Source organism: Psychrobacter sp. CX18 (genome assembly GCF_057396215.1).
The window spans coordinates 63020-88588 of the sequence record NZ_JBXYJH010000005.1 but is presented as its reverse complement, the minus strand read 5'-3'; the positions used below and the strand labels follow the sequence as shown (position 1 = coordinate 88588).

Annotated in this window: 21 protein-coding genes; 14 read left to right on the top strand and 7 right to left on the bottom strand. The window is 39.4% G+C overall.

Features of this window, described 5'->3' with window-relative positions:
- The first annotated feature begins 56 nt into the window (after positions 1-56).
- The 6 genes from AC2SLT_RS05645 (at position 57) to purF (ending at position 6313) form a co-directional block, all read left to right on the top strand.
- Complete coding sequence (locus AC2SLT_RS05645) at positions 57-1340, top strand: NAD(P)H-dependent glycerol-3-phosphate dehydrogenase (protein WP_486546819.1); 1284 nt, start codon at positions 57-59, stop codon at positions 1338-1340.
- A gap of 132 nt (positions 1341-1472) precedes the next feature.
- Entirely contained in the window at positions 1473-1922 is a 450-nt protein-coding gene (sixA, locus tag AC2SLT_RS05640) for a phosphohistidine phosphatase SixA (RefSeq protein ID WP_486546665.1), read from the top strand.
- Positions 1923-2122: 200 nt separating this feature from the next.
- On the top strand, positions 2123-2659 hold the full coding sequence (locus AC2SLT_RS05635; RefSeq protein WP_486546664.1) for a DUF4870 family protein: 537 nt from the start codon (positions 2123-2125) through the stop codon (positions 2657-2659).
- Positions 2660-2937: 278 nt separating this feature from the next.
- Positions 2938-3972 carry a quinone-dependent dihydroorotate dehydrogenase gene (locus AC2SLT_RS05630; RefSeq protein ID WP_486546663.1) on the top strand — a complete coding sequence of 345 codons (1035 nt, stop codon included), beginning with the start codon at positions 2938-2940 and terminating at the stop codon, positions 3970-3972.
- A gap of 182 nt (positions 3973-4154) precedes the next feature.
- Positions 4155-4700 carry a CvpA family protein gene (locus AC2SLT_RS05625; RefSeq protein ID WP_486546662.1) on the top strand — a complete coding sequence of 182 codons (546 nt, stop codon included), beginning with the start codon at positions 4155-4157 and terminating at the stop codon, positions 4698-4700.
- Between the two features lie 77 nt (positions 4701-4777).
- A complete protein-coding gene (gene purF, locus AC2SLT_RS05620; RefSeq protein WP_486546661.1) occupies positions 4778-6313 on the top strand; it encodes an amidophosphoribosyltransferase in 1536 nt (511 codons plus the stop codon).
- A gap of 206 nt (positions 6314-6519) precedes the next feature.
- On the opposite strand, the gene AC2SLT_RS05615 is transcribed toward purF, so the two are convergent.
- The 4 genes from AC2SLT_RS05615 to yajC form a co-directional block, all read right to left on the bottom strand.
- Entirely contained in the window at positions 6520-8028 is a 1509-nt protein-coding gene (locus tag AC2SLT_RS05615; RefSeq protein WP_486546660.1) for an MATE family efflux transporter, read from the bottom strand.
- A 266-nt stretch (positions 8029-8294) separates the two neighbouring features.
- Positions 8295-9584, bottom strand: coding sequence for a protein translocase subunit SecF (gene secF, locus AC2SLT_RS05610; protein WP_486546659.1), 1290 nt, complete (start codon positions 9582-9584; stop codon positions 8295-8297).
- Between the two features lie 9 nt (positions 9585-9593).
- On the bottom strand, positions 9594-11471 hold the full coding sequence (secD, locus tag AC2SLT_RS05605) for a protein translocase subunit SecD (RefSeq protein ID WP_486546658.1): 1878 nt from the start codon (positions 11469-11471) through the stop codon (positions 9594-9596).
- A 384-nt stretch (positions 11472-11855) separates the two neighbouring features.
- Positions 11856-12188: a preprotein translocase subunit YajC gene (gene yajC / locus AC2SLT_RS05600; protein WP_486546657.1), complete on the bottom strand. Its 333-nt coding sequence runs from the start codon at positions 12186-12188 to the stop codon at positions 11856-11858.
- 440 nt (positions 12189-12628) lie between these two features.
- On the opposite strand from yajC, the gene AC2SLT_RS05595 reads away from it, so the two are divergent.
- From AC2SLT_RS05595 to AC2SLT_RS05580, 4 genes are all read left to right on the top strand, one after another.
- Positions 12629-13003, top strand: a complete 375-nt coding sequence (locus tag AC2SLT_RS05595; RefSeq protein WP_486546656.1) for a lipopolysaccharide assembly protein LapA domain-containing protein — start codon at positions 12629-12631, stop codon at positions 13001-13003.
- Positions 13004-13250: 247 nt separating this feature from the next.
- The gene (gene pyrF / locus AC2SLT_RS05590) at positions 13251-13982 is read left to right on the top strand and encodes an orotidine-5'-phosphate decarboxylase (protein ID WP_486546655.1); all 732 of its coding nucleotides are present in this window, start codon (positions 13251-13253) and stop codon (positions 13980-13982) included.
- A 58-nt stretch (positions 13983-14040) separates the two neighbouring features.
- Positions 14041-14835: a metallophosphoesterase gene (locus AC2SLT_RS05585; protein WP_486546654.1), complete on the top strand. Its 795-nt coding sequence runs from the start codon at positions 14041-14043 to the stop codon at positions 14833-14835.
- 23 nt (positions 14836-14858) lie between these two features.
- On the top strand, positions 14859-15605 hold the full coding sequence (locus tag AC2SLT_RS05580) for a histidine phosphatase family protein (RefSeq protein WP_486546653.1): 747 nt from the start codon (positions 14859-14861) through the stop codon (positions 15603-15605).
- Between the two features lie 259 nt (positions 15606-15864).
- Here the strand turns inward: AC2SLT_RS05580 and rpsT are convergent, their stop codons facing one another.
- The 3 genes from rpsT to ppsA form a co-directional block, all read right to left on the bottom strand.
- Positions 15865-16131 carry a 30S ribosomal protein S20 gene (gene rpsT, locus AC2SLT_RS05575; protein ID WP_486546652.1) on the bottom strand — a complete coding sequence of 89 codons (267 nt, stop codon included), beginning with the start codon at positions 16129-16131 and terminating at the stop codon, positions 15865-15867.
- A gap of 501 nt (positions 16132-16632) precedes the next feature.
- A complete protein-coding gene (locus tag AC2SLT_RS05570) occupies positions 16633-17514 on the bottom strand; it encodes an RDD family protein (protein ID WP_486546651.1) in 882 nt (293 codons plus the stop codon).
- Between the two features lie 248 nt (positions 17515-17762).
- Positions 17763-20153 carry a phosphoenolpyruvate synthase gene (gene ppsA / locus AC2SLT_RS05565; protein ID WP_486546650.1) on the bottom strand — a complete coding sequence of 797 codons (2391 nt, stop codon included), beginning with the start codon at positions 20151-20153 and terminating at the stop codon, positions 17763-17765.
- 360 nt (positions 20154-20513) lie between these two features.
- On the opposite strand from ppsA, the gene ppsR reads away from it, so the two are divergent.
- From ppsR to dusB, 4 genes are all read left to right on the top strand, one after another.
- A complete protein-coding gene (gene ppsR, locus AC2SLT_RS05560; RefSeq protein ID WP_486546649.1) occupies positions 20514-21410 on the top strand; it encodes a posphoenolpyruvate synthetase regulatory kinase/phosphorylase PpsR in 897 nt (298 codons plus the stop codon).
- A 662-nt stretch (positions 21411-22072) separates the two neighbouring features.
- Positions 22073-23506 carry a Si-specific NAD(P)(+) transhydrogenase gene (sthA, locus tag AC2SLT_RS05555; protein WP_486546818.1) on the top strand — a complete coding sequence of 478 codons (1434 nt, stop codon included), beginning with the start codon at positions 22073-22075 and terminating at the stop codon, positions 23504-23506.
- A 397-nt stretch (positions 23507-23903) separates the two neighbouring features.
- Positions 23904-24329, top strand: a complete 426-nt coding sequence (locus AC2SLT_RS05550) for an HIT family protein (RefSeq protein ID WP_486546648.1) — start codon at positions 23904-23906, stop codon at positions 24327-24329.
- A 187-nt stretch (positions 24330-24516) separates the two neighbouring features.
- Entirely contained in the window at positions 24517-25551 is a 1035-nt protein-coding gene (gene dusB, locus AC2SLT_RS05545) for a tRNA dihydrouridine synthase DusB (RefSeq protein WP_486546647.1), read from the top strand.
- The last annotated feature ends 18 nt before the right edge of the window (positions 25552-25569 follow it).

Genomic DNA, 25569 nt, shown 5'->3' with positions numbered 1-25569 from the left:
ATAATGTAGACCACACTGATACCCTAGATAGGATTGACAACGACGAGAGCCAAAATATGAATGATAAAAATTTAGACGACACTAATGAGGCTGATAAAGATAATAATTCGGCAGACAATAAGACGGGATTCAATGCAGGTCTATTAGCCAGTCTATTAGAAAAGGCCAGTAAAGTTAGTGCTAAAGCTAAAAAGAATCAAACGCTCGATCCTTCCTCTGTCGAAGACGTTGTGGTAAATAATATGACCAAACCTCAAGGCGCAAAGCCTCCCTATGAGCTGCGACTGGCTTTCTTAGGTGGGGGCAGTTTTGGAACCGCAATGTCAAACTTAGCGGCGCGTAATGGTTGTGATTCTACGTTGTGGGTCCGTAATAAACGAACCGTTAAATCACTATTAAAGACCCGAGTTAATAAAAAGTATCTGCCAGATTATACGTTAGATGAGCGTCTTAAATTCGAATATGACCTTAAATCTGCCGTCCAAGATAAAGACATTATTTTTGTCGCTGTGCCCAGTTCAGCGTTTAGAGAAACCTTAAAAAAGATTCGTCCTTATCTATCAGGACAGTCTATCGTATCTTTGACTAAAGGTATGGAGAAAGATACCTTTAGCTTGATGAGTGATATCATCAAAGAAGAGTTGCCTGAAGTCAACTTTGGGGTCATGTCTGGCCCGAATCTAGCCGTTGAAATTATGCAGAATATGCCGTCAGCCTCGGTCATTGCTAGTGAGTCAGAGGCGTTACGCCACGCGGTGCAATCAGCTCTGCACAGTGCTTTCTTTAGAATATTCGCCTCAGATGATATTAAAGGCGTTGAGCTTGGTGGCGCTTTAAAGAACATCTATGCCATCGCCATGGGTATGGCGGCTTATTATAATGTTGGTGAAAATACCAAAGCGATGTTACTGACTCGAGCCCTGGCTGAGATGAGCCGATTTGGAGCAGCTTCTGGCGCTAACCCTTTGACTTTCTTAGGACTGTCTGGTGTGGGTGACCTTTATGCTACCTGTAGTTCTGAGCTGAGTCGTAACTACCGTATTGGCAATATGCTTGGCAAAGGGATGAGTCTTGACGCCGCTATTAAAAAGCTTGGACAAACAGCAGAAGGGGTAAATACTATTCAGCAGGTTCATGAAAAAGCAACAAAGCTTGGTATTTATATGCCTATTACCCATGCTTTATATGCTGTTATATTTGATGACCAGGCTGCTTTGGGCGTTGCCCTTAACTTAATGGAGTCTGGTTTTAGAAGTGATGTTGAATTTGTGATGCCTCATGGGCAAACCAATGAAGCCTTGAATGCACAAATGACGGCAGCTACCGAAAGTAAAGACTAAGTTTATTTACCTCTTTAAGATGCCAATAAAAATAGCAAACTCTATCAGTTTTTAGAGTCAATTTTTTCGATTGATAGAGCATGATAAAGAGTGGCTAAAAAAGACTAAGAATGATGAATAAGCGAGGTTAATATGAAAGTGATATTAGTACGTCATGGTGAAGCTGAGAGACAAACTTCGAATGATTCAGAACGACAATTAACACAGCTTGGTCAACAGCAAGCGGCTGAAACGGCCCAGTTTATTTTTAATAAATACAAACCTGATGCTTTTGTGGTGAGTCCCTATTTGAGAGCACAACAAACGTTGGAAGCTTTTTCTGCTCTTAACCCTAATGTGCCCGTTACTGTTAACCCTAGCATAACTCCTGAAGACGATGCTTTAAAAGGACTTCATTCTTTGATAGATGTCGAAGCGGAATGTGTGTTAGTGGTGTGTCATATGCCAATTGTTGCAAAAATGGCAGCGTTATTAACGGCAACAGATCCAGAGTCTTATAGCTTAGCTGAAGCACGCATATTTGACGCTGAATTTATTGCACCCGATATGGGACAAGAGATTGAGCGCTTTATACCTTCTTAGTATTATGAATAAGCGATTATTTTATACATTATAGAGTCAATAATACATTATATAAGCCACTAAATTTTTTAATAAATAAGAGCCTTTATAAATTAAAGTCCTTATTGATAACAGCTCTTTAACAAAGTATATGCAATGGTTCGGTGCGTAAGGTGGCATTCTACACAGTTATATGCCATTTCATTTTGAGGAGTACTCTCATGAGTAATAACGACCGCTTTAAAAATCAAGATACTAAACCAGAAGAGTCTGATACGATAAATTCTGGATTTGTTCCTGTCTCATCATCACGACACTCTGAGCGCTTACGTACCTCAAATAGTCCTAACTCGGTAAATGATATAAAAAATGAAGAGTCACTCATTCGTTATAATCATATTACCTATCTACTGTATGCTATTAGCTTTTTTACTGCTGGCATTATGTGGATTATTCCTATTATTATGAATTACGCACGCCGTAATGAAGCTGAGAATACTTGGCTTGCCACACACTTTGATTGGCAAATTAAAACCTTTTGGTACAGTATTATCCTAGGCGTGATTGGAGTGATTATTCTAGTGATAGGTTTTGGAGGCTTCGGAAGTGGTTTTGTCTCAGGCAATACAGATTTAGCTTATGGTTCAACGGCTGTCTTAATGTTAGGCGGACTTGTATTAGGATTTGCCATATTGTGGCATATCTATAGAATAGTGAAAGGTTGGATTGCGTTATCTGATAAACGACCCGTGCCTTAATTACTGTCAATAATAAATGACCGTCAAAAATAAAATGTACTATCATTAATAAAAAATTATTCACCTATGGCGTTATTCATTTAAACACCGACAAACTCAAACAGATATTACCTCCAATTTAAATCTACTAGATTCCTTATTTATTAAAAATGTCTAATGTGTGATTTGCATTAATTATACTGTTATAATTATCAGTTCTTAAGTGGCGCTCTAGACATGATAGACATGTTGATAGCAACTTCTAAATTCACTTATCCCATAACAGGTCAGCCAACGTTATGTCTTATGCCTTATTACGTCCTTTTTTATTCAATTTAGATCCTGAACACGCCCACGAAATAACGCTACAACTTCTTGAAAAGGCTCATAAAGCTCATGCACTAGGTTTTGTTTACTCTCAGCAGGCTTTGCCGACTGAGTGTATGGGCTTGCAATTTTCAAATCCAGTAGGCTTAGCGGCAGGTTTGGATAAAAATGGAGACTATATTGATGCATTAGCGGAGTTAGGCTTTGGGTTTATTGAAGTGGGTACAGTGACGCCTAAGCCGCAGGGCGGTAATGAAAAGCCACGTCTATTTAGAATTAAAGAGGCGGGTGCCATTATTAATCGTATGGGATTCAATAATTTAGGTGTGGATCATTTAGTCAATAGCGTAAAGAATTGTAAGTACCAAGGTAATATAGGTATTAATATCGGTAAAAATGCAGTGACCCCTGTTGAAAACGCAGTGGATGACTATATATATTGCTTGGAGCGGGTGTATCCCCATGCGTCTTATATTACGGTCAATATTTCCTCACCAAATACTAAAAACCTGCGCGATTTACAAAGTGGTGAGGCGTTGACTGAGTTGCTTGAAGCTATAAAAAATAAACATAGCCAACTAGCGACGGATTATGGTTTTTATGTGCCTATGGTGCTAAAAGTTGCCCCTGATCTCACTGCTGATCAAATAGATTATATTGCTGAGCAGCTGATTGAATTTGAGATTGACGGTTTAATTGCGACAAATACCACATTAGGTAGAACGGGTGTAGAAGATTTAGCTTTCGGTAATGAAGCAGGGGGCTTATCTGGTAGACCAGTTGGGCACTTGAGTAACCAAGTTATTGAACAGTTTTATGAGCGTCTAGACGGCAAACTTCCTATTATTGGTGTCGGCGGTATCGATAGTGGGGACAAGGCGGTCCGTAAGTTACATGCTGGTGCTGATATGGTGCAACTTTATACGGGTATGATTTATAAGGGACCTAGGTTGGTACAGCAGTGTATTGAAGCTATTGCCAGTCATCGAGATACTTTAACGTTTTAGTGTCTGTTTTTTATGTCTATGCAAAGCTAATACAAATGGCTCTTAAATATTATTACCTAAAGACTCAAATGTTTTAATGCTCAAAACTAGGACTGGATGGAACGCTGTCCTAGATACTTATTCTATCGGAATTTGCCTGTTAACGTCCTAATAGGTAAAGCTAACATGAGTTTATAACAACCATGGGTTTATTAGACATTATTATTGCCCTTATTATACTAGCGGGTCTATGGCGAGGTTTTCAGGCTGGATTTATACGCAGCTCAATTTCGTTAGTAGGGTGGTTTGTCGCGCTATTAGCCGCCACACGATTGGCAAGTGTCGTTGCGCCTCATCTTGCAGGTTTTATTAACTCTCCTGTATTACAAATGGGTGCAGGTTTCCTAATAGTTGTATTAATAGTCTTATTAGTGATTCAAATATTTAGCTTTATGGTGTCAGGTATTGTTAAAAGTTTGAAGTTGGGTCTTGTTGATCAACTTGCGGGTGGTGTCCTCGGCGCTCTTAAAAACCTTTTAGTAGTACTGGTCTTATTAAGTATCTCAGCTCCCGTATTAATGCCAATGGCAATCTGGAAATCTTCAGTTATCGCACCAGAATTGTTACCGTATGCCCCTTTTGCAAAAGAATTTACTGCCAAAGTCTTGAGTAATGCATGGGACGCAATAGATGTTCCAGAGCAAGACGTCGAGTCAGTAGATGATCAAGAAGTGAATGAATCTAGTTAATTCTTAGTTAATATAGTTTATTCGCCACCACTAAATAAATCTTTTAATTCATAAAGACTATTTTAAAAGGATAGAGTATGTGCGGAGTTGTCGGTGTTGCAGCGCATGAACCTGTGAACCAAATGTTGTATGACGCGTTAACGGTATTACAACATCGTGGTCAAGATGCTGCGGGTATCGTAACCATGAAGAATGGGCGCTTTTTTCTACGCAAAGACAATGGTATGGTACGTGATGTGTTTATGACACGTCATATGGTGCGCTTAGTGGGTGAATTTGGAGTGGGACATGTCAGATATCCCACAGCCGGTACCTCAAGTAGCGCAGAAGCTCAACCCTTTTATGTTAATTCGCCATATGGTATTACACTGGCGCATAATGGCAATTTAACCAATGCAGAAACTTTGGCTAAGGAGTTATATCAAGATGATTTACGCCATCTTAATACCAACTCTGACTCCGAAGTTCTTTTAAATGTTTTGGCACATGAGATCCAAGCTTTGGGTAAAACCAAACCAACACCGGATGATATTTTTAGTGCGATTAGCTCAATGTATAAGCGTATTGAAGGTGCGTATGCCGTTGTCGCATTAATAACCGGTCAAGGGCTTGTCGCTTTTAGAGATCCTAACGGCATTCGTCCTCTTGTCTATGGCGAGCGCCTTGCCGCGGATGGTGGCACCGAATATATGGTGGCATCTGAATCTGTCGCATTAACCGGCTCAGGGTTTAAGGTGGTTCGCGATGTTAAGCCTGGTGAAGCCATTTTTATCGATCTGAACAATCAGCTTCATACGCGTCAGTGTACTGAACCCAAAGAATATACCCCATGTATGTTTGAGTATGTCTACTTTGCTCGTCCTGATTCTATCATTGATAATATATCAGTGTATAAAGCCCGTTTACGTATGGGTGAGAAGTTAGCACAAAAAATCCGTAAAGAGTGGGGCGACGACCATGGTATTGATGTGGTTATTCCTATCCCTGACACGTCACGTACCTCAGCGATGGAGTTAGCGCTTAATTTAAACATTAAGTACCGTGAAGGCTTTATGAAGAATCGCTACATTGGCCGGACCTTTATTATGCCAGGCCAACAGCAGCGTAAAAAGTCTGTCCGTCAGAAGCTGAATGCGGTTCCTCTTGAGTTTAAAAATAAAAACGTACTATTGGTAGATGACTCAATCGTTCGAGGAACCACGTGTCACGAGATTATTCAAATGGCCCGTGATGCTGGCGCAAATAAGGTGTTTTTTGCAAGTGCAGCCCCTCCTGTTAAATTCCCCAATGTTTATGGCATTGATATGCCAGTGCGTCATGAATTGATTGCTTCTGGTCACAGTGTTGAAGAAGTCCGTCAAATTATTGGTGCAGATCGTCTTATTTTTCAAGATTTAGATGACTTAATTGATGCTGTTCAAGATACCAAACACAGTAAGGTTGAAGGATTTGACTGTGCGGTATTTGATGGTAACTATATTACCGGTAATATCACCGAGGATTATTTAGACTATTTACAAGAACATCGCAATGACATGGCTAAAGAAAAAACCTCTGGTGTCCAAGTGATTGCTGATACTCCTGTTGATATGACAGGGATTGAAGAGAACTAAGCTCAAAACTCTTATTGTATTTTATCGACGAGCTTAAAGCCATTCGGTACTAATATAGAGAGTGTTTTTTGGTAATATTAAGCAAGTGGTTAGCTTTCATTGAGCTATCCCCTTGCTTTTTTATTAACAAATATTCATCCTTTAGTAGAAATAACTCTGCTCAAGAAAATTGATGTAAATAGCTTGTTAACCCTACCGTTATAGTCCTAACCTTCATTATTATAAATTAGTGCTTCTTGATTACGCCACAATATAAAGGCAGCTATCACAAACCGAGATAATAATAACCAATAAACACTGAACCAAATGACCGACATAGTATGAGTGTCGCCATAGTACTGATAAATAACAAAGGTCAAAGGAAAAAATATTATGGACACAATTATAGCAACCTGACGTATCTTTGGCCCTGCGGTTAACCCAAACATAATGCCATCCAGCCAATAAGCACCGGCGCCTGCTAGAGGCAAAAAGAGTGCAACATATCGATAATCAATAGCCAGTTTAGTGACTGAGGGCAGATCCGTCATGATTTTAATAAAACTAGGCAAAACAATAGCCCATATCATACTTAAAGACACGGCAAGCCATAAGGATATAACTCCCGTTCGTTTGACCGCAGTCAAAAATTGCTGCCGATCTTTTCGAGCTGCTGATTGACCGGATAAGCTTTCAGCGGCTACTGCTACTCCATCTAACGCAAATGCAGAAATACTTAGTACCTGCAACAAAACAGCATTGGTAGCCATGATTGAATCACCTTGCTGAGCTGATAAACGGGTAATCCAGGCAAAGCTTAGCGTTAATAATATGGTGCGGATAAAAATGTCTTTATTTAAAGAAAATAAACTGAGCATCTTATCCCAGGCGTATATCTCCGCCAGTCTTTGTTTTAGAGTAAACTGATTGTCAACACTAGGGTACCTTAAAGTAGTATTCAAAACAGTTTTCGTGGAATCGGTAGATTTAGAAGTCGCCTTAATAGAACTATCTGCATGGATAGAACTATCTGCGAAACGGTTAATACTGCTTTTTAGTATGACATTTCGGGCTAGCAAAAAAGCGACCATACAGCCAGAGACATACCCTAAAACAGTACCAAGCGCGACACCCTGCAAACCCATATCAAAAATATACACAAAACTTAATGTCAATACTATATTAAGGAATGAAATAAGCAACTGCACCATCATCATTTGTGTGGTTTTGCCTTGACCGGCAAACCAACCAATAAAGGCATAATTCATTAACTCAAAGACAATGCCATAATAGCGTGTCGTGAGATAAGTCGAAGCCGCTTCACTACTTGCAGGCTGAGCACCCAATAAATCCAATCCCAAACTTATGACAAAGGGTTTTAATAACCATAATATGACAGCCAGTACTAAGGCGAGTCCTAACGAGCGATATAATATGTCAGCAAGTTCATTACTATATTTTCCGGTGCTGGTCTGTCTACCTAATGCCTGAGCAGACAAACCAGATGAGGCATATTGCAAAAAATTAAAGCTCACCAATATTAATAGCCATAACTGTGAGGCTATACCCAGACCAGCTAAATGATAAGGCTTTGGGAAATGTCCGACCACGCCAACATCAATAGCGCCTTGAAGCGGCATCGCAAGGTTTGCAATCAGTACTGGGGCAGCAATAGCGAGAATATGACGGTAGCTTAAGTCTAAAGGTTTTTTAAAATCTGAAGGTGAGAAGCTCATAGCTGCGACACTTAATAGTTGCGATATTTAAAAGTTAAACAGTTTTAAAAATCTAAGCACTTTGTATGACGTTATATGTCTCTTTTCAAGCACTTTCTATAAATTTATTGCTCATAAAGCATTAAAAGCACCCTAAGGTGCTTTTAACATTTTTATCTTAAGACATTCATCATACTAGTTTGTCAGACGGTGGAAGTTATACTTACGCTGGGAACGCCAAACGTCACTATATACAAATGTATTGATAACTAAACTCAATTTAACATTTAATCTTCAAATGACTTAGGGTCATTAAAGGTGACTTCTTCTTCTTGGAATTCAGGTTTGATTTTTACCACAAAATCATCACGTGATAGTCCCATAGCTAATGGTATTGAGCTTGCGATATAAGTTGAAGAGTAAGTACCCACAAGTAAGCCAATAAAGAACGCCACTGCGAACCAATATAATCCAGCGCCACCTAAGAATAGCATAGACAGTACAACAACTAAAACAGTTGAAACAGTCATAATAGTTCGACGCAGTGTTTCAGTCAGTGACAAATCAAGAATTTGCCTTGGGGTTGCATCCCGTACTCGCCGAAAGTTTTCACGAATTCGGTCAAAGACCACAATAGTATCATTTAATGAATAACCTATTAAGGCCAAGACTGCCGCCAAGACTGTTAAATCAAATGGAAACTGAAATAATGCGAACACGCCTATGGTGACAATAGTGTCATGTACCAAGGATAGGAGCGCACCTACAGCAAGTTTAAACTGAAATCTAACGGCGACGTACAGTAGCATAAATCCTAATGCAACAACTATGGCAATGAGCGAGGTGACATAAATCTCGCTGCCCACTTGGCTACCTATAATATTGACATTATTAATCGTTGCCTGATTGTTAGGAAGATCTAATGCCTGCTTCAAGCTATCATTAAGCCCCTCAACGTTATCTGATTGTGGGGGAAGTCGAACCAGAAGCTCGGAAGTACCACCAAGAAACTGCACCACGGCATCATCAAATCCAGCGTTTTCCAGTGACTGAGTCACTTCAGACTGTTCAACCGGTTGTTCATATTTAACATCCGCTGAAACCCCACCAGTAAAATCTAGACCAAGGTTTAGACCATTAATAAATAAGGCAGCAATACTAATTAATACCAGTAAGAATGATAAAATACCCATCGGCTTTTCAAACTTCATAAAGGGTATGATACGTTTGTCACCGACCGCCTTAATCCCTCCCTCCGCTAAAGCAGCTTCATCCTCATAGGGCTCTGAATCCATTGCACTTGTACCCACAGCATTAGTGTCAAGAGTACCTGTGCTTGAGGTGACGGAATCCGCACTCAACTCAGTTGAGCCAGTCACTTTTTTTGGGCCACGGCGAGCATTATGTTTGCCATCACGGCGCGGCCCTTTTTTTCTAGGACGCCCCCCTTCTATATAAGCAGGTGTAGAGCTATCTGACCCTTTATTTGAGTCAGTGCTAGCCTTATTAAGATCGTCATCTCGAGTATTATTTGGATCGTTGTTTGTGCCATTATTATTTAACGTGTTGTTAGACATTATTCTCTCCTAGCCTATGCTCAGTTTATTCACAGATTTACGAGTGCCATAGATTAGGTGCACAATAGCTCGTGTCACAACAATGGCTGTAAATAGCGAGCTTAAAATACCAATGGCCAGCGTAATAGCAAATCCTTTAATCGGGCCTGAGCCAATCGAGAACAGAATAATGGCAACCAATAATGTCGTGATGTTACCATCAAAGATACTACTAAAGGCACGATCAAAACCTGCAACAATAGCAGATTTAGGCCTTGAGCCTTCTGATAACTCCTCTCGAATCCTCTCAAAAATAAGTACGTTAGCATCCACTGCCATACCAATGGTTAATACGATACCGGCAATACCAGGTAAGGTTAATGATGCGCCAAGTATAGAGAGAACCGCTACCATGATAATTAAGTTGAAAGCTAGCGCAATGTTAGCGATCATCCCAAACAGGCGGTAGAAAATAATCATAAACAAAAAGACGAGTAAATAGCCTATTTGTGTAGAGAATAAACCATCATCAATATTTTGTTGACCAAGAGACGGTCCAATCGTGCGTTCTTCAACGAAATACATGGGCGCTGCTAATGCACCAGAACGAAGAAGTAACGCCAATTCAGCGGCTTCAGCTGGGCTATCTAAACCAGTTATACGGAACGATGAGCCTAATACCGCTTGAATATTTGCCTGACTTATAATCTTAGTTTCTGAATAAGGCGTACGGGTTTCGACAACTTCGCCCGTTTTAGGATCTTCTTCATAACTCACTTTTTGTTTATTTTCGATAAACAATACTGCCATTTGCTTACCAACGGCATTTTTAGTGGCATTTTGCATTAACTTACCACCAGCCGTATCCAAAGTAATGTTCACTTCAGGGGCGCCGTTTTCATCCAACCCTGATGTTGCACCCTGAACCTTATCGCCTGTTAAGATCGGTTGACGATTAAGTAATGAGGGCGGACCATCAAGCGTCATATAGGGAAATGCTTCGGTTCCTGCAGGTGGAATACCCCCTGCATAATTAGCATTTTCATCAGCGACTAAGCGAAACTCTAAATTAGCTGCACGGCCTAGAACACGTTTTGCTTCAGCAGGATCTTGAATACCAGGTAACTCAACCACGATACGGTTGCTACCTTGAGATTGAACCAATGCTTCTGAAACCCCCAACTCTGAGATACGATTACGCAGTGTCGTCAAGTTTTGACCCACGGCATATTCATTTATCTCATTAAACGTTGCTTCGTTATACTCTAAGCGTAATGCAGCACCTTGGTCATCCATTAACGCTTGCAGATTAAAGAAGTTGCCCTGATCGCGTTGGAGAACGCGTTGCGCTTTATCGCGAAGTTCAGTGTCTTTAAAATGGAGTAATAAACCTTGATCGGCAAGATTAATACCTTTAACAGGAATACGCTCACTACGTAATAGGTTTCGTATTTCACTATTGGCACTCTTTAAGCGCTGTTCTAGCGCCTTGTTCATATCAACTTCAAGAACAAAGCGAACACCACCACGTAAGTCTAGCCCTAGCTTGAGCGGTTTGGCGCCGATACTACGCAGCCAATCAGGTGTTGTTTGCGCAAGATTTAAGGCCACGACATAATCATTGCCTAATTGACGGCGTAACACCTCTTGCGCTTTACGTTGATCAGCACCATTATCGAGGCGAACCAAAGCACTGTTTTCGGAAAATGTAGGGTTATGATAGGCGATACCAGATTTATCAAGCAGCTGAGTTGACTGCGATAACACCTCTTGGGTGAGCTCTGTACCGGCAGAAGCACTTGTAACCTGTACAGCTGGTTCATCAGGATACAGGTTTGGCAAGGCATATAGCCCTGCGATAACAAGCACGGTAACGATTAAGAAATATTTCCAGGCAGGGTAATGCATAGTAGCTTCTTCACTTGAGGGAAGGGAAACAGTAGAGTGCTAAAGACTAGATTCTACGAAAAGGTGGAATTAAAACAGTAATTTTACAAAATTCAAGATATTCTTTGCACTCTAATTCATTAAAAGGTAATAACCAAAAACTTAATCCTATTAAATAAAAATAATAACTCTTAAATGAATAAATTTAATTAAACATTAATAGGTTTTAATCCATCTGTATGGAATATTTAATAGGCTGAGTTCTTGGGTTTATAACCGATAACTATTATTACCGATTATTAACGATAGTTTTCAATTAAGATAACTGATAATAAAGATTGCGGTGAATTTAAATAGTTAATTAAATATTAATATCAACTCACCCTTATTTTCAGATATCATCGACTATTTTAAACCATCGATCGTACCATTCGGTAGAACCGAAATAACAGAAGCACGTTGAATCATCACTTCATTTCTATCATTTAAGCTAACAACAGCATAGTCACCTTCGATAGATTTAACTTTTCCCATTAAACCGCCAGCAAAAATAACTTCATTGCCTACTGCTAATGAGTCAACCATTTTACGATGTTCTTTAGCACGCTTGGACTGAGGTCTGATAACTAAAAAGTAAAAAATAGCGAAGATAGCTAACGGAAAAATCCATTGCATAATCATAGCCGTACCACCAGCCCCTTCTGGAGCAGCATGGGCAGCTTGTATAAATAAAAACATAGTCTTTCCTTAAGATTTAATAGTGGCTTATATCATAAACAGCTCAAAAATATTCTAATAGTGTCATCAGCTATCATCTAATGAATAAAAGTATTCATGGTAGATAAGTAGATAAAGTGATATTAGACCCGTATCTTGATAACCTGTTTAAAAGTATAAGAGTACCGTTTCTGGTATATGAGTACAGTTATCATAAATTAACAGGCATAGTATCAAAAAAAAGCACAATTGATAACCATTACTTGTAATACGGGTCAATAAATAGACGGATTAACGCATTTTATTCGAATTTTTTGCTCCGTCTATCAAATGAATGCTAGCGACGGTGTATAATAAAACGCTATAATCGCTATAATCATCGCTATTAGCGTATTTAAACAATTAATAGTTATAAAATACACCCCATCATAAATTTAATCTGTTATTATCTAGAGGTACTTATGCGTTATATTCTAATTATCTTACTATTTTTAGTTTTTGGCTATTCCCTAGGATTGGTTTTAGTAAATGGTAGCGAAGTCGCTGTTAATTTACTATTTACTCAAGCTCCAGGAATGAACTTAGGTTTATTACTCATTTTATGTCTTGTTTTAGGTGTTTTAATCGGGATGCTGCTGTCCTTACTGCTGTTTAAGGTATTCCAAAATAAATGGGAGATTAGCAGACTAACTAAAGAGAACAAACAACTACAGAAGAAATTAGCGGAAACTAACCTAGAGCTTGAACGTTATACGAATGCAGAACCGGTCAATCAGTCGGTGAATGTTGACTCAACGCCTGTTGTTGATCCTGTGGATACCACTGTAGTTAGATAACCAATAGCACTATGCCTCTTATCAAGTATTATATTTATAAAGACTATTTATACTTATATTTGAATACTACAATTATTGGAAGAGTGAAATAATCTATAAAAACGACCCGAGAGGTCGTTTTTTAGTGTTTAAGTTCAAACTTAAAGATTAAATTTAGCGCTTTGAAGTATCATCCTATATACTATATTTTAATAATCCGATTTTTACAGACCCTATTAAAATGACTTTAAATTGCTTTGGAGGCAATGTGACCGAGCTACAGCAATCCAATCCTTTTTTAACTCAATCTCAGCGTTCGCCTATAATAGTGGCGATTGATAAATCCTCTATAGAAGAGGCGCTTCATTTAGCAGATCAGTTAGATCCAAGTTCTTGCCGGGTAAAAGTCGGCAAAGAGTTGTTTACCAGATGTGGTCCGCAAATTTTAAAAGAGCTACATAAAAGAGACTTTGAGGTTTTTTTAGATCTCAAATTCCATGATATACCTAATACTACCGCTCAAGCTGTTTTAGCGGCTGCCGATATGGGAGTGTGGATGGTCAATGTACATGCCAGTGCTGGACGTGAGGCTATGCAAACGTCTAAAGAGCGTTTGCTAGATGCAGGTCATGAGACGCTACTTATTGCCGTAACAGTTTTAACGTCATTTAGCGAGCAGGGGCTTCAAGATATAGGTATACATACACCCGTTGATCAGCACGTTGAACGATTGGCATTATTGACAAAAGAGGCTGGTCTTGATGGGGTGGTGTGTTCGGCACAGGAGGCTAGCCGCCTAAGAAGCTTATGCGGTAAGGACTTTAAATTAGTTACCCCTGGTATACGTACTTTGGAGGATGCAGCTGATGATCAAAAGCGTATCTGTACCCCTGAGCAAGCTATTATAAATGGTGCTGATTATCTGGTAATAGGTCGTTCGATCACTCAAGCGCAAAACCCAACTGAAAAACTAGCACAGATAATAAAGCACTTAAGTTAATCTACTTATTGCTGAAGATAGTATCCTGATTTTCACCCTTCACCTTTAAAAGCCTATTATGAAATTACAAATATTAAGCGACCTTCATATCGATAGTTATGCCAGAAGGGATTTGCCTCTTGGGCGTATTCCGCAAACGGACGCAGATCTCATTTTGGTGGCTGGAGATACCGCAAATAGTGATTCTGGTATGGCGTGGTTACAAGAGCAAGCTAAAATGAATGCAAAACCTATCGTCACCATCGCTGGTAATCATGAGTATTTTAGTGAAGACATCTTAACCTTTGATAGCCAATTACAAAATTGGGATAATTTTGATGAAAAGATGTTTTCAGGGCTAAAAGTTTTGCAATGTCATGACTTTGAGATTGACAATGTCCGTATCCTAGGCTGTACGCTTTGGACCGATTATGAGTTTGAGGCTACTGAAGAGACCCGTGATGTCGTGATGTCCTTCATGCGTGATTATCGTCAGATTAGGGCAGGCGAGCTACTTTTTTCACCAGAAATGTCGATAAAAATACATAGTCAACATAGAGCGTGGCTCAAGCAAGCTTTGAAAGAAGCTCATAAAGATGGCAAGACAGCGGTGGTGATGACGCATCATAGTGTTTCTCCAAGATCAGTATCTAAAAAGTATCAAGGTCAACCAAGTAATGCCGCTTTCGTTAGTGATTTAAGCGCGTGGATGAGTGAGGATTGGGCACCTAAGCTTTGGGTCCATGGACATACTCATGAGGCATTTGATTATAAGGAAGGCAGGACGAGGGTAATCGTTAATCCAAGGGCATATCCGGGTGAACTAAGCAGTACGGCACTAAAGTTTAACTGGTCGAAGGTCGTGGACATTTAAGATGATTGGAGTCTGAATAAAATATGGCTAAGGAATACGAAAAAAATCTACATGCCTTAGCACCGGCACCTGCATATTTGCCAGAAAGTATGATTCACTCCGTAAAGCAGTTACCAAAAAACAATGAGCGTTTGATATTGTTTACGCGTCACTCTTTAAGAGAGCCGTCGAATGGACAAGGGTTCGCAAGCTATGACTTACCTTTAACGCCTAAAGGACGAGTGTTAGCGAAATCATGGGGAAGATGGCTGGCAGATTATCTCCCTTATTCTTTAGATACTCTAAGTATTGCAAGTCCCATTTGGCGATGTGTGGACACTGCGAAGCTAATGCAAGAAGGAGCAGGGGTAAGGCAACCGGTCATAAATGAATCTCTCTTGGTAGAGCCTGGGAGCTTAGTAACCGATCCTAAAACCGCTAACGATGTCTTTAAAGAAATAGGGGCGTTAAATTTTATTAATGCCTTTTTGCAAAATGCTCTTAAAAGCACTAAACCCTCAAAAAAGGGCGGTTTGGATATATTATATTTGCTATATCAGTCCCAGCCAAAACCTGGTCATCTAGCGCTAGCGGTTAGTCATGATACGTTACTAGTGGCATTTATTGGGGTAATGATGCAAAGAAACTTAATAACCTGGGATGACTGGCCAAAAATGATGGAGGGGTTATTTATATGGTTTGATCAATTGCCTTTTGAAAAATCCACGGCCAGTATTATATGGCGAGGCGACAGGTTTGAAGTACCTATATCGCGGCTGATAGAGGTATAGTTTATACCTACTTACGCGTTATATGCTTAAGTGTCCTGACATTAGTTATACTGTGATTAGTTGTCTTATTCTTAAGTGTTGAATATTTAATACACCCTAATTTTTACTGCTAAAAAAACCCCTAGTTTCAAGATGAACTAGGGGTTTTTTACACTGTACTATTCTGATGAATACTTAACTCTTTTAAAGGTGTTGATACTACAGTCTGTAGTGCTTCAACGCCTTATATATAGTTTCAGAGGGTACTCTAACGTGACAATTAAGCTTTTAGCGCTTTAATTGCTTTGTTATAACGGCTCTTACGACGAGCTGCTTTGTTCTTATGAATAACACCTTTATCAGCCATACGATCAATAACAGGTACTGCTTTATTATAAGCTTCAGTAGCAGCATCATAATCACCAGAAGCGATGGCCGAATCTACTTTCTTCATATAAGTACGAATCATTGAGCGCTGAGATGCAGCATGCTGACGACGAGTGTTGTTTTGACGAGCGCGTTTACGAGCTTGTGCTGAGTTAGCCACGGATGTCTCCTTGGTAGAGTTGAATTACTAAATTAGGTCTCAGTAATAAATACTGAAGAATATAAAAATCAATAGTTTAAACCAAATTCTGTTAAAAGCAAAAACTAATTGACGCAAAATTCTATGTGTGTAATAAAACCAAACTAAATTGCTATGATGTGCATAAAGATAAGCCACGTTGACAATTAGTTTGTTCACTAAAGCCAGGATGGATCTGAGACTATCCATTGGCGAACATAATCGTTATATGACACAAGGTTACATCAAACTAGAGCAGCCATTCTAGGTTGTAACCTATCCATTGAAACTTACCGTATTAAATGACTTTAAATAATAAGTAACTTTCAATATCCAATATCAGATAATATAAATATCTAATGATTGTGTCTGTCGCACTAAATTGGAATATCATAATTTAGTGCAAAATTAGAGTGCAAATTAAAGCGGGTAATATTAACAAATTAAGTCTATAAATACAATCTAAACGGAGTAAATAGTTAATTATTTAATATGATTTGCTTTAGGATTGTTTTCAAGTTGACTTGGATCTGCCTTTACTACAATGGTTTTAGCAAGTTTATCGTGCAAACTTTGCTTATCCTTATTTAATACCATTGTTACGAAGTCAGCCACGATAACAATCAATCCAAAAGGGGTTAGATAATAGATGACACTGGTTAATAACGCACGTATAAGAACAACATTCGTTGAGGATAATTTGTTGGTTCTCTTATCGACAACACGAATACCTGTCACCAGTTTACCAATGCTTTGACCTCTTTTTGCTAACAATATCGCTTGAACAACAAGTAAAGCTGCTGCTAATACACCTGACATAATTAACAAATGTTCAGGGGTTGAGTTCAATAAGTTCCTAAAGATAACGGTTTGTTCAACTTGGTTCTCAAGTAACGCATAAACTTCGTCAGGGTTTATGTTAGAGCTAATTGGAATTAAGGTTAAGGAGAACAAAATAAAATTCAACAAAGCAGCTAACAGACGTTTCAAGACACTCGCTAAAGCATTAACCTTGTTTTTTGAAATGGACGTAGCTTTGACAATGGGCTTATTATTAATGCTAAAAGGCGATGAACTTGAATGAGAGTCAGTCCCCTTTTTTGCTGGTTCTTGTTTTTCTGGTTCTGGTTTGCCATAAAGCTCAGCAACAGTCACTCGGTTTGAAGACGTATTAGTTGAAGGAGCGCCATTAGGATTGTAATAAAGCTGACCTTTGGTCATCTCACCAACCGGTTGCCACTGAGTCATCCCTTCGTGCCACATAAGATCATTCATATCCACTTGCCCATTAGCCAACATATTATTTAACTGTGTGAGCGTATATGGACCTGCTTGGACTTGGTTTCTTGCGAGGTAAATTTGCATTGAAATTATAACCTTTTTAAAATTAAAGCCATTACTTAAGTAAATGAACCACTAAACTGATGGTTTAAGATTAGTTTAGAACGGGTAAACATTATAGTAAACACTTAAGTTATAAGGTTCAATCTTATTTTTATTATGAAATAAAACGACCACAATAATCAAATAACTTGATAATTGTGGTCGCTGCCATGATTCTTTTACCTAAAAATCATAGTATAAGACATTAAATGAAACGGTCTTTAAGCGGTTTACTTAGCTTTTGTTTTAGCATTGGTATCATCCGCTAAGAACATCCAAGTATCAAGTACTGAGTCAGGGTTAAGTGACACAGAGTCAATACCTTGTTCCATTAACCAGTATGCTAAGTCAGGATGATCAGAGGGTCCTTGACCACAGATACCGACATATTTGTTTTGTTTTCGGCACTCTGAAATAGCCATGGATAGAAGCTTTTTAACCGCTGCATCACGCTCATCAAATAGGTGAGACACGATACCTGAGTCTCGGTCTAATCCAAGGGTTAATTGGGTTAAATCGTTGGAACCAATAGAGAATCCATCGAAGTACTGTAGAAACTCTTCAGCAAGTAGGGCATTGGTCGGGAGCTCACACATCATGATGATTTCAAGACCGTTTTCACCACGTTTTAAACCATTGCTTTCAAGGATTTCAATGACTTGTTTAGCTTCTTCAGTGGTACGAACAAACGGAATCATAATTTTGACATTCGTTAGACCCATATCATTACGAACACGTTTAAGCGCACGACACTCTAAATCAAAACAATCGCGGAAGTTTTCAGATACATAACGGCTTGCACCACGGAAACCTAACATTGGGTTTTCTTCAGAAGGCTCGTATAGCTTACCGCCAATTAAGTTAGCATATTCATTAGACTTAAAGTCAGACATACGCACAATCACAGGCTGTCTTCTAAAGGCAACAGCTAGAGTTGAAATACCTTCAACCAGCTTATCAATATAAAAGTCTACAGGAGAGGCATAGCCTGCAATTCGCTCGTTAATAGCTTGTGAAACTTCACGAGGTAGGGTATTCATATTAAGCAATGCTTTAGGATGCACACCGATCATACGATTTATGATGAACTCTAAACGAGCAAGACCCACACCAGCATTTGGAATTTGTGCAAAAGCAAAGGCGCGATCAGGGTTACCGACATTCATCATGATTTTGAACGGAAGCTCAGGCATTGCGTCAATTGAGCTACTCTTAACTTCATAATCCAGAATACCTTCATAGATAAAGCCTGAATCACCTTCAGCACAAGAGGCGGTCACTTCTTGACCATCGGTCAATACTTCAGTAGCATTTCCACAGCCAACAATAGCAGGAACCCCAAGCTCACGAGCAATAATAGCCGCGTGACAGGTACGTCCTCCACGGTTAGTAATGATCGCAGAAGCACGTTTCATAACAGGTTCCCAGTCTGGATCTGTCATGTCAGAAACTAGAACATCGCCTGCTTCCACTTTATCCATTTCATGGATGCTATTGACGACACGGACTTTGCCTGCGCCGACGCGTTGGCCAATTGAACGACCTTCACAGAGTATTTTGGCATCTTTACTTTGGATTAAATAACGTTCCATAACGTTACGGTCTTGACGGCTTTTAACCGTTTCTGGACGTGCCTGAACGATGAATAGCTCTCCGGTGTCACCGTCTTTAGCCCACTCGATATCCATTGGTTGGCCATAATGCTTCTCAATGGTTAGCGCTTGTTTTGCAAGTTCTGTCAGCTCTTCAGTTGTCAATGAGAACTGGTTTCGTTCTTGTTTGTCAACATCAACGATTTTCACTGAACGTGTGGTGCTACCTTCTTCACCATAGATCATCTTCTGATGTTTACTACCAAGATTACGACGTATAACAGCAGGTCTGTTGTCCGCTAACAACGCTTTAGATAAGTAAAATTCGTCAGGGTTGACAGCGCCCTGGACCACCATTTCACCCAAACCATAGCTTGAGGTAATGAACACAACTTCATCAAAGCCACTTTCAGTATCTAACGTAAACATGACACCAGAGGCGCCTGTTTCAGAGCGAACCATACGCTGTACACCCGCAGAAAGGGCAACGCCAGCATGCTCAAAGCCTTGATGTACACGGTAGGCAATGGCACGATCGTTATATAAAGAGGAGAAAACTTCTTTAATAGCGATCAGTACATTTTCAATGCCACGAATATTTAAGTAAGTTTCTTGTTGACCTGCAAAGGATGCATCTGGCAAATCCTCTGCTGTAGCCGAAGAACGAACAGCAACCGCGATATCTTCACCACCACTCATAATGTCAAACGCCTCACGAATTTCTTTCTCAAGAGATTGAGGCAGTTCTTGTTCGATAATCCAGTTACGGATTTTCTCACCAGTCTCCGTTAATTTTTTAACATCGTTAACATCTAAGTTTTTAAGCTCATCGTTAATTTTGTTTAAAAGACCAGTCTCAGTTAGAAAGTTATTAAAGGCATTAGCAGTTGTGGCGAACCCGCCAGGAACACTAACCCCTAAGTCTGATAAGTGGCTAATCATTTCGCCTAATGAGGCGTTTTTACCGCCGACGGTCTCGACGTCATTTTTGCCTAACTTGTCAAGGGTAATAACTTGCGGTGCTGTCATGATAACTCCAAGAAATAAGGTTATTTTTTTAAATTATACCGTCATTTTGAAAAATTGTGTATGGATAACTGCTTTTTTTTACAATTCGAAGGTTGAAAGCTATGACTATGCAGTCCTAATTAAATTTTGTAAATCTGATGAGAATAAAAATCAAAATACGAGTTTTAGAACCATATTATCCTTAGTGCTAAAAAACTATAACATCTTAAAAGAATATGCGTCCATGATGTTCGGTCTTTAAAATGTTAAAATAAGACACAACATATAAATTTTTTATCTTTTATATAATCCATTCTTTAATCAAAACAATGTAACGAAACTTATGTAGCTAAACAGCTTCTTATCTTCTTAAGGAAATTTATGGAAAATCTAGTTAAGACTTTATCAGCCAAGCCAACGATACAAAATCGTAGTGCACTATCCGTTGATAAAGATCAAGTGCTACGTGTCGCTTTTTTTATCTCAGATGGTACAGCGATTACTGCGGAGACATTAGGTCGTTCTATATTAAGTCAGTTTGCAAGTGTGCCCTTTGAAACGCGTGTTATTCCTTATGTTGATACTATTGAGGCTGCACAAATAGCAGTCACCCATATCAATAAGGCTTATCAGGACACTGGTATTTTACCCTTGGTATTTGACACTATTGTAAACCCTGATATTCGTGAGATTATTAACTCAGCTCAAGCCTGTAATCTAGATATGTATGAAGGATTGATTGGCCGTATTACAGATGAAATTGGTGTTGAGCCAGATGCTCATTCAGGCCATGCCCATGATAATGTTGATTCTGAAACTTATAAATCACGTATTGATGCCGTACATTTTGCGTTAGACAATGATGATGGCGCACGAACACGCCATTATGATATGGCAGATATCATTCTGATTGGGGTTTCACGATCAGGAAAAACGCCGACTTCCTTATATCTTGCCTTGCAGTTTGGTATTCGAGCCGCAAACTACCCCCTTACTGAAGATGACCTATTTGACAATCAACTGCCTAAAGCTTTGCAGCCCCATCGTAATAAGTTGTTTGGGTTAATTATAGATACAGAACGTTTGCAAAAGATTAGACAAGAGCGCCGAGCGGGTAGTCGCTATGCTAGCTATAAACAGTGTGAAGAGGAGCAACGCGCTATTCAAGCCATATATATGACCCAAGGCATTCCAAGTTTAAATGTGTCAGAGATGTCCGTTGAAGAAATCGCCACGCGTATCTTACAAATTACTGGACTAAAACGCAGAATTGGGTAGATTGAAAGTTGGATAGCTTAGATAGCGCTTAGAATCATATAGAGCTTAGAAAAAGATTGTGCTTAGAATAAGATACCCCTTTGATTTAGCTATAGCGTAGTGTCTGATAAAGATAGTATTGGTTAAAGAATGTCGTTTCTATATTAATAAAAAATATAAATAACAACAAACAGTTGTTTTAATGTCATTCTAGGGGCTTTAGTCATGACGTTATGAGGCTAACTTGATATAATGCTGCCCAAGAAGAGGGTGTTCAAGAGTGGTTTTTTTAAACGATTTTATAACTTAATGTGACAGTTTATACGATCTATAACGGCTTCTAATAATTTGTTAATGACGTGCTAATGTCTTGAATGTTGAGGTTTGTTAACTACCTCAAGTTTAGTCATTTGAGTTTGTAGTCGATAACACCCTAAACCAGTCGAAATACTAAAGAGGATAATATGTCAAAGAAACGTAAAGGTGATGAAACCAACGATATTAAAGACGACAATGAAAATACCGAAGTATCCAATCAAAACGATCCTCTAGATAGTGATGATACCTCAAACACAAATTCATCAGATACTAAATCTTCTAAGCAATTGGGCAAGACAGCCTCTTTAAGTGATAACATTTACCATCCCAATTTGATTAGTCCGCTCGACAATAATCGTATTCGCATTAACTCAGGGTTTACAAGAGACTCAAAGCGTATCAAAAATGATAATCATGACTATGAATATGATGCAGTCGTGATAGGAGCGGGACCTGGTGGTGAAGCGGCAGCTATGAAGCTGGCAAAATCAGGTAAGAAAGTCGTGGTCGTAGATCCGCGTACTCAAGTCGGTGGTAACTCAGCGCATGTCGGAACTATCCCTAGTAAAGCCCTACGTCAATCGGTATTTAACCTAATCAACTATCGCCGAGATCCTTTGTTTTCTCAAGGACTGGATTACTACCAAGTACCTCTCAATAAAGTTCTCACCAATGCGCGTAAAGTGGTACGTAGTCAAGTAGAGACGCACACACGCTTTTATGAGCGTAATCAAATTGAAGTACGTCATGGTTGGGCAAGCTTTATTGATAAACATACCATTAAAATTGAGTTGGGTGATGGTCTAGGCTACGAAACCATCACCTTTAATAAAGCTATTATTACGGTAGGTAGTCGCCCATACCGTCCTGACTTGTTAGACTTTGAACATCCTCGTGTATTTGATTCTGATAAAATCTTGCAGATGGATTATGTGGTTAAAAAGATAATTATTTATGGTGCTGGTGTTATTGGCTGTGAGTACGCCTCTATTTTCACAGGTTTAGGCTATAAAGTTGATTTAATCAATAATAAAGGTCAGCTGTTAAGTTATCTTGATAATGAGATTAGTGATGCTTTATCGCATGACTTCCGTCAATTTGGGGTATTGGTTAGAAACAACGAAGAGATTGATAGACTTGAAACTTATGATGACTATGTCGTCCTTTATTTAAAAAGTGGAAAAATTATCAAGTCTGACGCAATTCTTTGGTGTAATGGTCGGTCAGGTAATACAGAAAGCCTCAATTTAGAAGCCGTTGGACTGAAGGCAAATAGTCGTGGGCAACTTAAAGTAGACGACACCTATCGTACTGATGTGGATAATATATATGCAGCCGGTGATGTTATTGGCTGGCCCTCGTTAGCCTCTGCAGCGTATGACCAAGGTCGCTGTGCTGCCGCCTTTATGGTAGGTGAGGAAGATGCAGAGCCAGTATCTAGCGTCCCAACAGGTATTTATACTATTCCTGAAATTTCCTGTATTGGAAAAACGGAACAAGAGCTGACTGATGAACATGTCCCTTATGAAGTGGGTCAAGCCTTCTTTAAACACCTAGCACGTGCGCAAATTATAGGTGAGCGTACGGGTGTCTTGAAGATTTTATTCCACCGAGAAACCTTAGAAATCTTAGGTATCCATTGTTATGGTAACCATGCCTCCGAGATTATTCACATCGGTCAAGCCGTTATGAAATGTGGTAATACGCTTGAGTACTTTGTGAATACTACCTTCAACTACCCAACCATGGCAGAGGCTTATCGTGTGGCAGCTCTCAATGGATTGAACCGAGTATTCTAATGCCATTGATCCTAAAAAGTATTATTTAGTGATCAATTAAATGATACTTTTTTAATAAGGACTGCAACCCTGTGGTCCTTTTTTTATTGTCGTTATTTTCGAAATATAATTTAAATTAACTATAGTCAAATAACCTTAAATTAGTCACAAGGAAACCGAGTGCAAGTACTCCTGGAGTAGGCTTAACGAGGTTAACGCCGTGACTCTTTATAAGTTCGCCGACTATAAATATTACTAAAGACGACTAAGGTTCAATATTTTCTATAGCGACTTTAAAACTTGCAAGTTAGAATAGGTTAGTGTTGAATAACGGAAGAAGAAAGTCAATTACTCCTATTACATGAGACAAGTTCAAGTTCTCTATAAGCACCAAGGATACGCAAATAAGGATTTAATAATGACAACCCAAACGTATGATGAAAATAATGTATTTGCTAAAATGCTAAAAGGGGATATCCCTTGTCATAAGGTATATGAAGATGACAAAACCCTTGCCTTTATGGATATCATGCCTCAGGCTAAAGGTCATGTACTGGTGATTCCGAAACAACAAGCGGTTGATCTAGGTCAGTTAGAGCCTGAATACGCCAGTGCTGTGTTAATGACAGCAAAAAAAGTCATGCAAGCTCAGCGTAAAGTGTTTAATCGTCAAGGTATTGTACAGATGCAATTGAATGGGTCTGAGGCGGGGCAAACGGTATTTCATTACCATGTGCATCTTATTCCCTCAAGTATTCACGAGCTTGGAAAACATGCCGCTGGGCAAGCTGATATGGCTGAACTTGCCGAACAAGCAAAGCAGCTCTCTGAAGCAATCGAATAAGCGTGTTCTAATAGGTAACTATTATTAGCCATATCTCAATAGACTCTATTTTAACTTGAGTTTTAATAACTTGAGTTTTAATAGACAGTCTTTACAATACGGGCTTGCTGTTGTCATTAACACGGGCCCCTGTTGTCATTAACTCTAGATTCTAGGCTGTTCGATCGAAAAATAATGGTTCAATAAAATGACTGTAGAGACATCTGACGCCACTCATCCTTTATTACAACCCTTGTATATTGGAGGGTTAGAGATCAAAAATCGTCTTATGGTGGCGCCTATGGCAGGCGTAACCGACAATCCATTTCGTCGTTTGTGTAAGTCGTTTGGCGCCGGTCATGCCGTTAGTGAAATGATGACCGCAGATGCAACGCTATATGCACATAAGAAGTCGTTGTATAGAGCCAATTTTGACGGTGAAATTGCGCCCATTTCAGCTCAAATCGCCGGGGCGGATGTTGATAAACTCTCAGAGGCCGCTCAGTATCAAGTTAATAATGGCGCGCAAATCATTGATATTAATATGGGGTGTCCTGCTAAAAAGGTATGTCGTAAACTGGCAGGATCGGCGTTATTGAAAGATGAAGAGTTGGTGGCGCGGCTTTTAGATGCCACAGTGGCAGCGGTAGATGTACCGGTAACGCTTAAGACCCGATTGGGTTATGAAAATGGTCAAGAAAATATCTTAACAATTGCCAAACGGGCCGAAGAGGCAGGTATCGCCGCTATTGCAATTCATGGCCGTACTCGTGAAGATAAGTATGGTGGGCAGGCCCGCTATGATCTCATCCGCGAAGTAAAAAGATTGGTCAATATTCCAGTGATTGCCAACGGTGATATTGACAGTCCTCAAAAGGCAGTTGAGGTCTTTGACAAAACAGGATGTGATGCTGTGATGATTGGTCGTGCGGCGCAAGGTCAGCCTTGGTTATTTCGTGATATCGCCCATTACCTGCAAACAGGAGAGCATCTTGCTGCTCCGAATATCGGACAATTAAAGCACATCGTGCTCAGTCATCTTGAAGAATTATATGCGTTTTATGGTGAATATTCGGGATGCCGTATTGCACGTAAACATATCGCGTGGTACACCTCAGGTATTGAGGATTCAAATGCTTTTAGACAAGCGATGTATGGTGAAGAAACCACTTCAGGACAATATAAAGTGGTGGAGAAATTTTTGTCATCTCAGCGAGTTAAAGACAATCAACACTGTTATTAATTTTTGATAGCTATTAAG

Bases quoted from the DNA above. Each gene is read 5' to 3' on its own strand.
- AC2SLT_RS05570 (WP_486546651.1), bottom strand. From the start codon at position 17,514: ATGCAAATTTACCTCGCAAGAAACCAAGTCCAAGCAGGTCCATATACG.
- AC2SLT_RS05550 (WP_486546648.1), top strand. From the start codon at position 23,904: ATGACAACCCAAACGTATGATGAAAATAATGTATTTGCTAAAATGCTA.
- sixA (WP_486546665.1), top strand. From the start codon at position 1,473: ATGAAAGTGATATTAGTACGTCATGGTGAAGCTGAGAGACAAACTTCG.
- AC2SLT_RS05615 (WP_486546660.1), bottom strand. From the start codon at position 8,028: ATGAGCTTCTCACCTTCAGATTTTAAAAAACCTTTAGACTTAAGCTAC.
- AC2SLT_RS05630 (WP_486546663.1), top strand. From the start codon at position 2,938: ATGTCTTATGCCTTATTACGTCCTTTTTTATTCAATTTAGATCCTGAA.
- dusB (WP_486546647.1), top strand. From the start codon at position 24,517: ATGACTGTAGAGACATCTGACGCCACTCATCCTTTATTACAACCCTTG.
- AC2SLT_RS05595 (WP_486546656.1), top strand. From the start codon at position 12,629: ATGCGTTATATTCTAATTATCTTACTATTTTTAGTTTTTGGCTATTCC.
- yajC (WP_486546657.1), bottom strand. From the start codon at position 12,188: ATGTTTTTATTTATACAAGCTGCCCATGCTGCTCCAGAAGGGGCTGGT.
- ppsR (WP_486546649.1), top strand. From the start codon at position 20,514: ATGGAAAATCTAGTTAAGACTTTATCAGCCAAGCCAACGATACAAAAT.
- secF (WP_486546659.1), bottom strand. From the start codon at position 9,584: ATGTCTAACAACACGTTAAATAATAATGGCACAAACAACGATCCAAAT.
- AC2SLT_RS05635 (WP_486546664.1), top strand. From the start codon at position 2,123: ATGAGTAATAACGACCGCTTTAAAAATCAAGATACTAAACCAGAAGAG.
- ppsA (WP_486546650.1), bottom strand. From the start codon at position 20,153: ATGACAGCACCGCAAGTTATTACCCTTGACAAGTTAGGCAAAAATGAC.
- AC2SLT_RS05580 (WP_486546653.1), top strand. From the start codon at position 14,859: ATGGCTAAGGAATACGAAAAAAATCTACATGCCTTAGCACCGGCACCT.
- purF (WP_486546661.1), top strand. From the start codon at position 4,778: ATGTGCGGAGTTGTCGGTGTTGCAGCGCATGAACCTGTGAACCAAATG.
- AC2SLT_RS05625 (WP_486546662.1), top strand. From the start codon at position 4,155: ATGGGTTTATTAGACATTATTATTGCCCTTATTATACTAGCGGGTCTA.
- secD (WP_486546658.1), bottom strand. From the start codon at position 11,471: ATGCATTACCCTGCCTGGAAATATTTCTTAATCGTTACCGTGCTTGTT.
- AC2SLT_RS05645 (WP_486546819.1), top strand. From the start codon at position 57: ATGAATGATAAAAATTTAGACGACACTAATGAGGCTGATAAAGATAAT.
- AC2SLT_RS05585 (WP_486546654.1), top strand. From the start codon at position 14,041: ATGAAATTACAAATATTAAGCGACCTTCATATCGATAGTTATGCCAGA.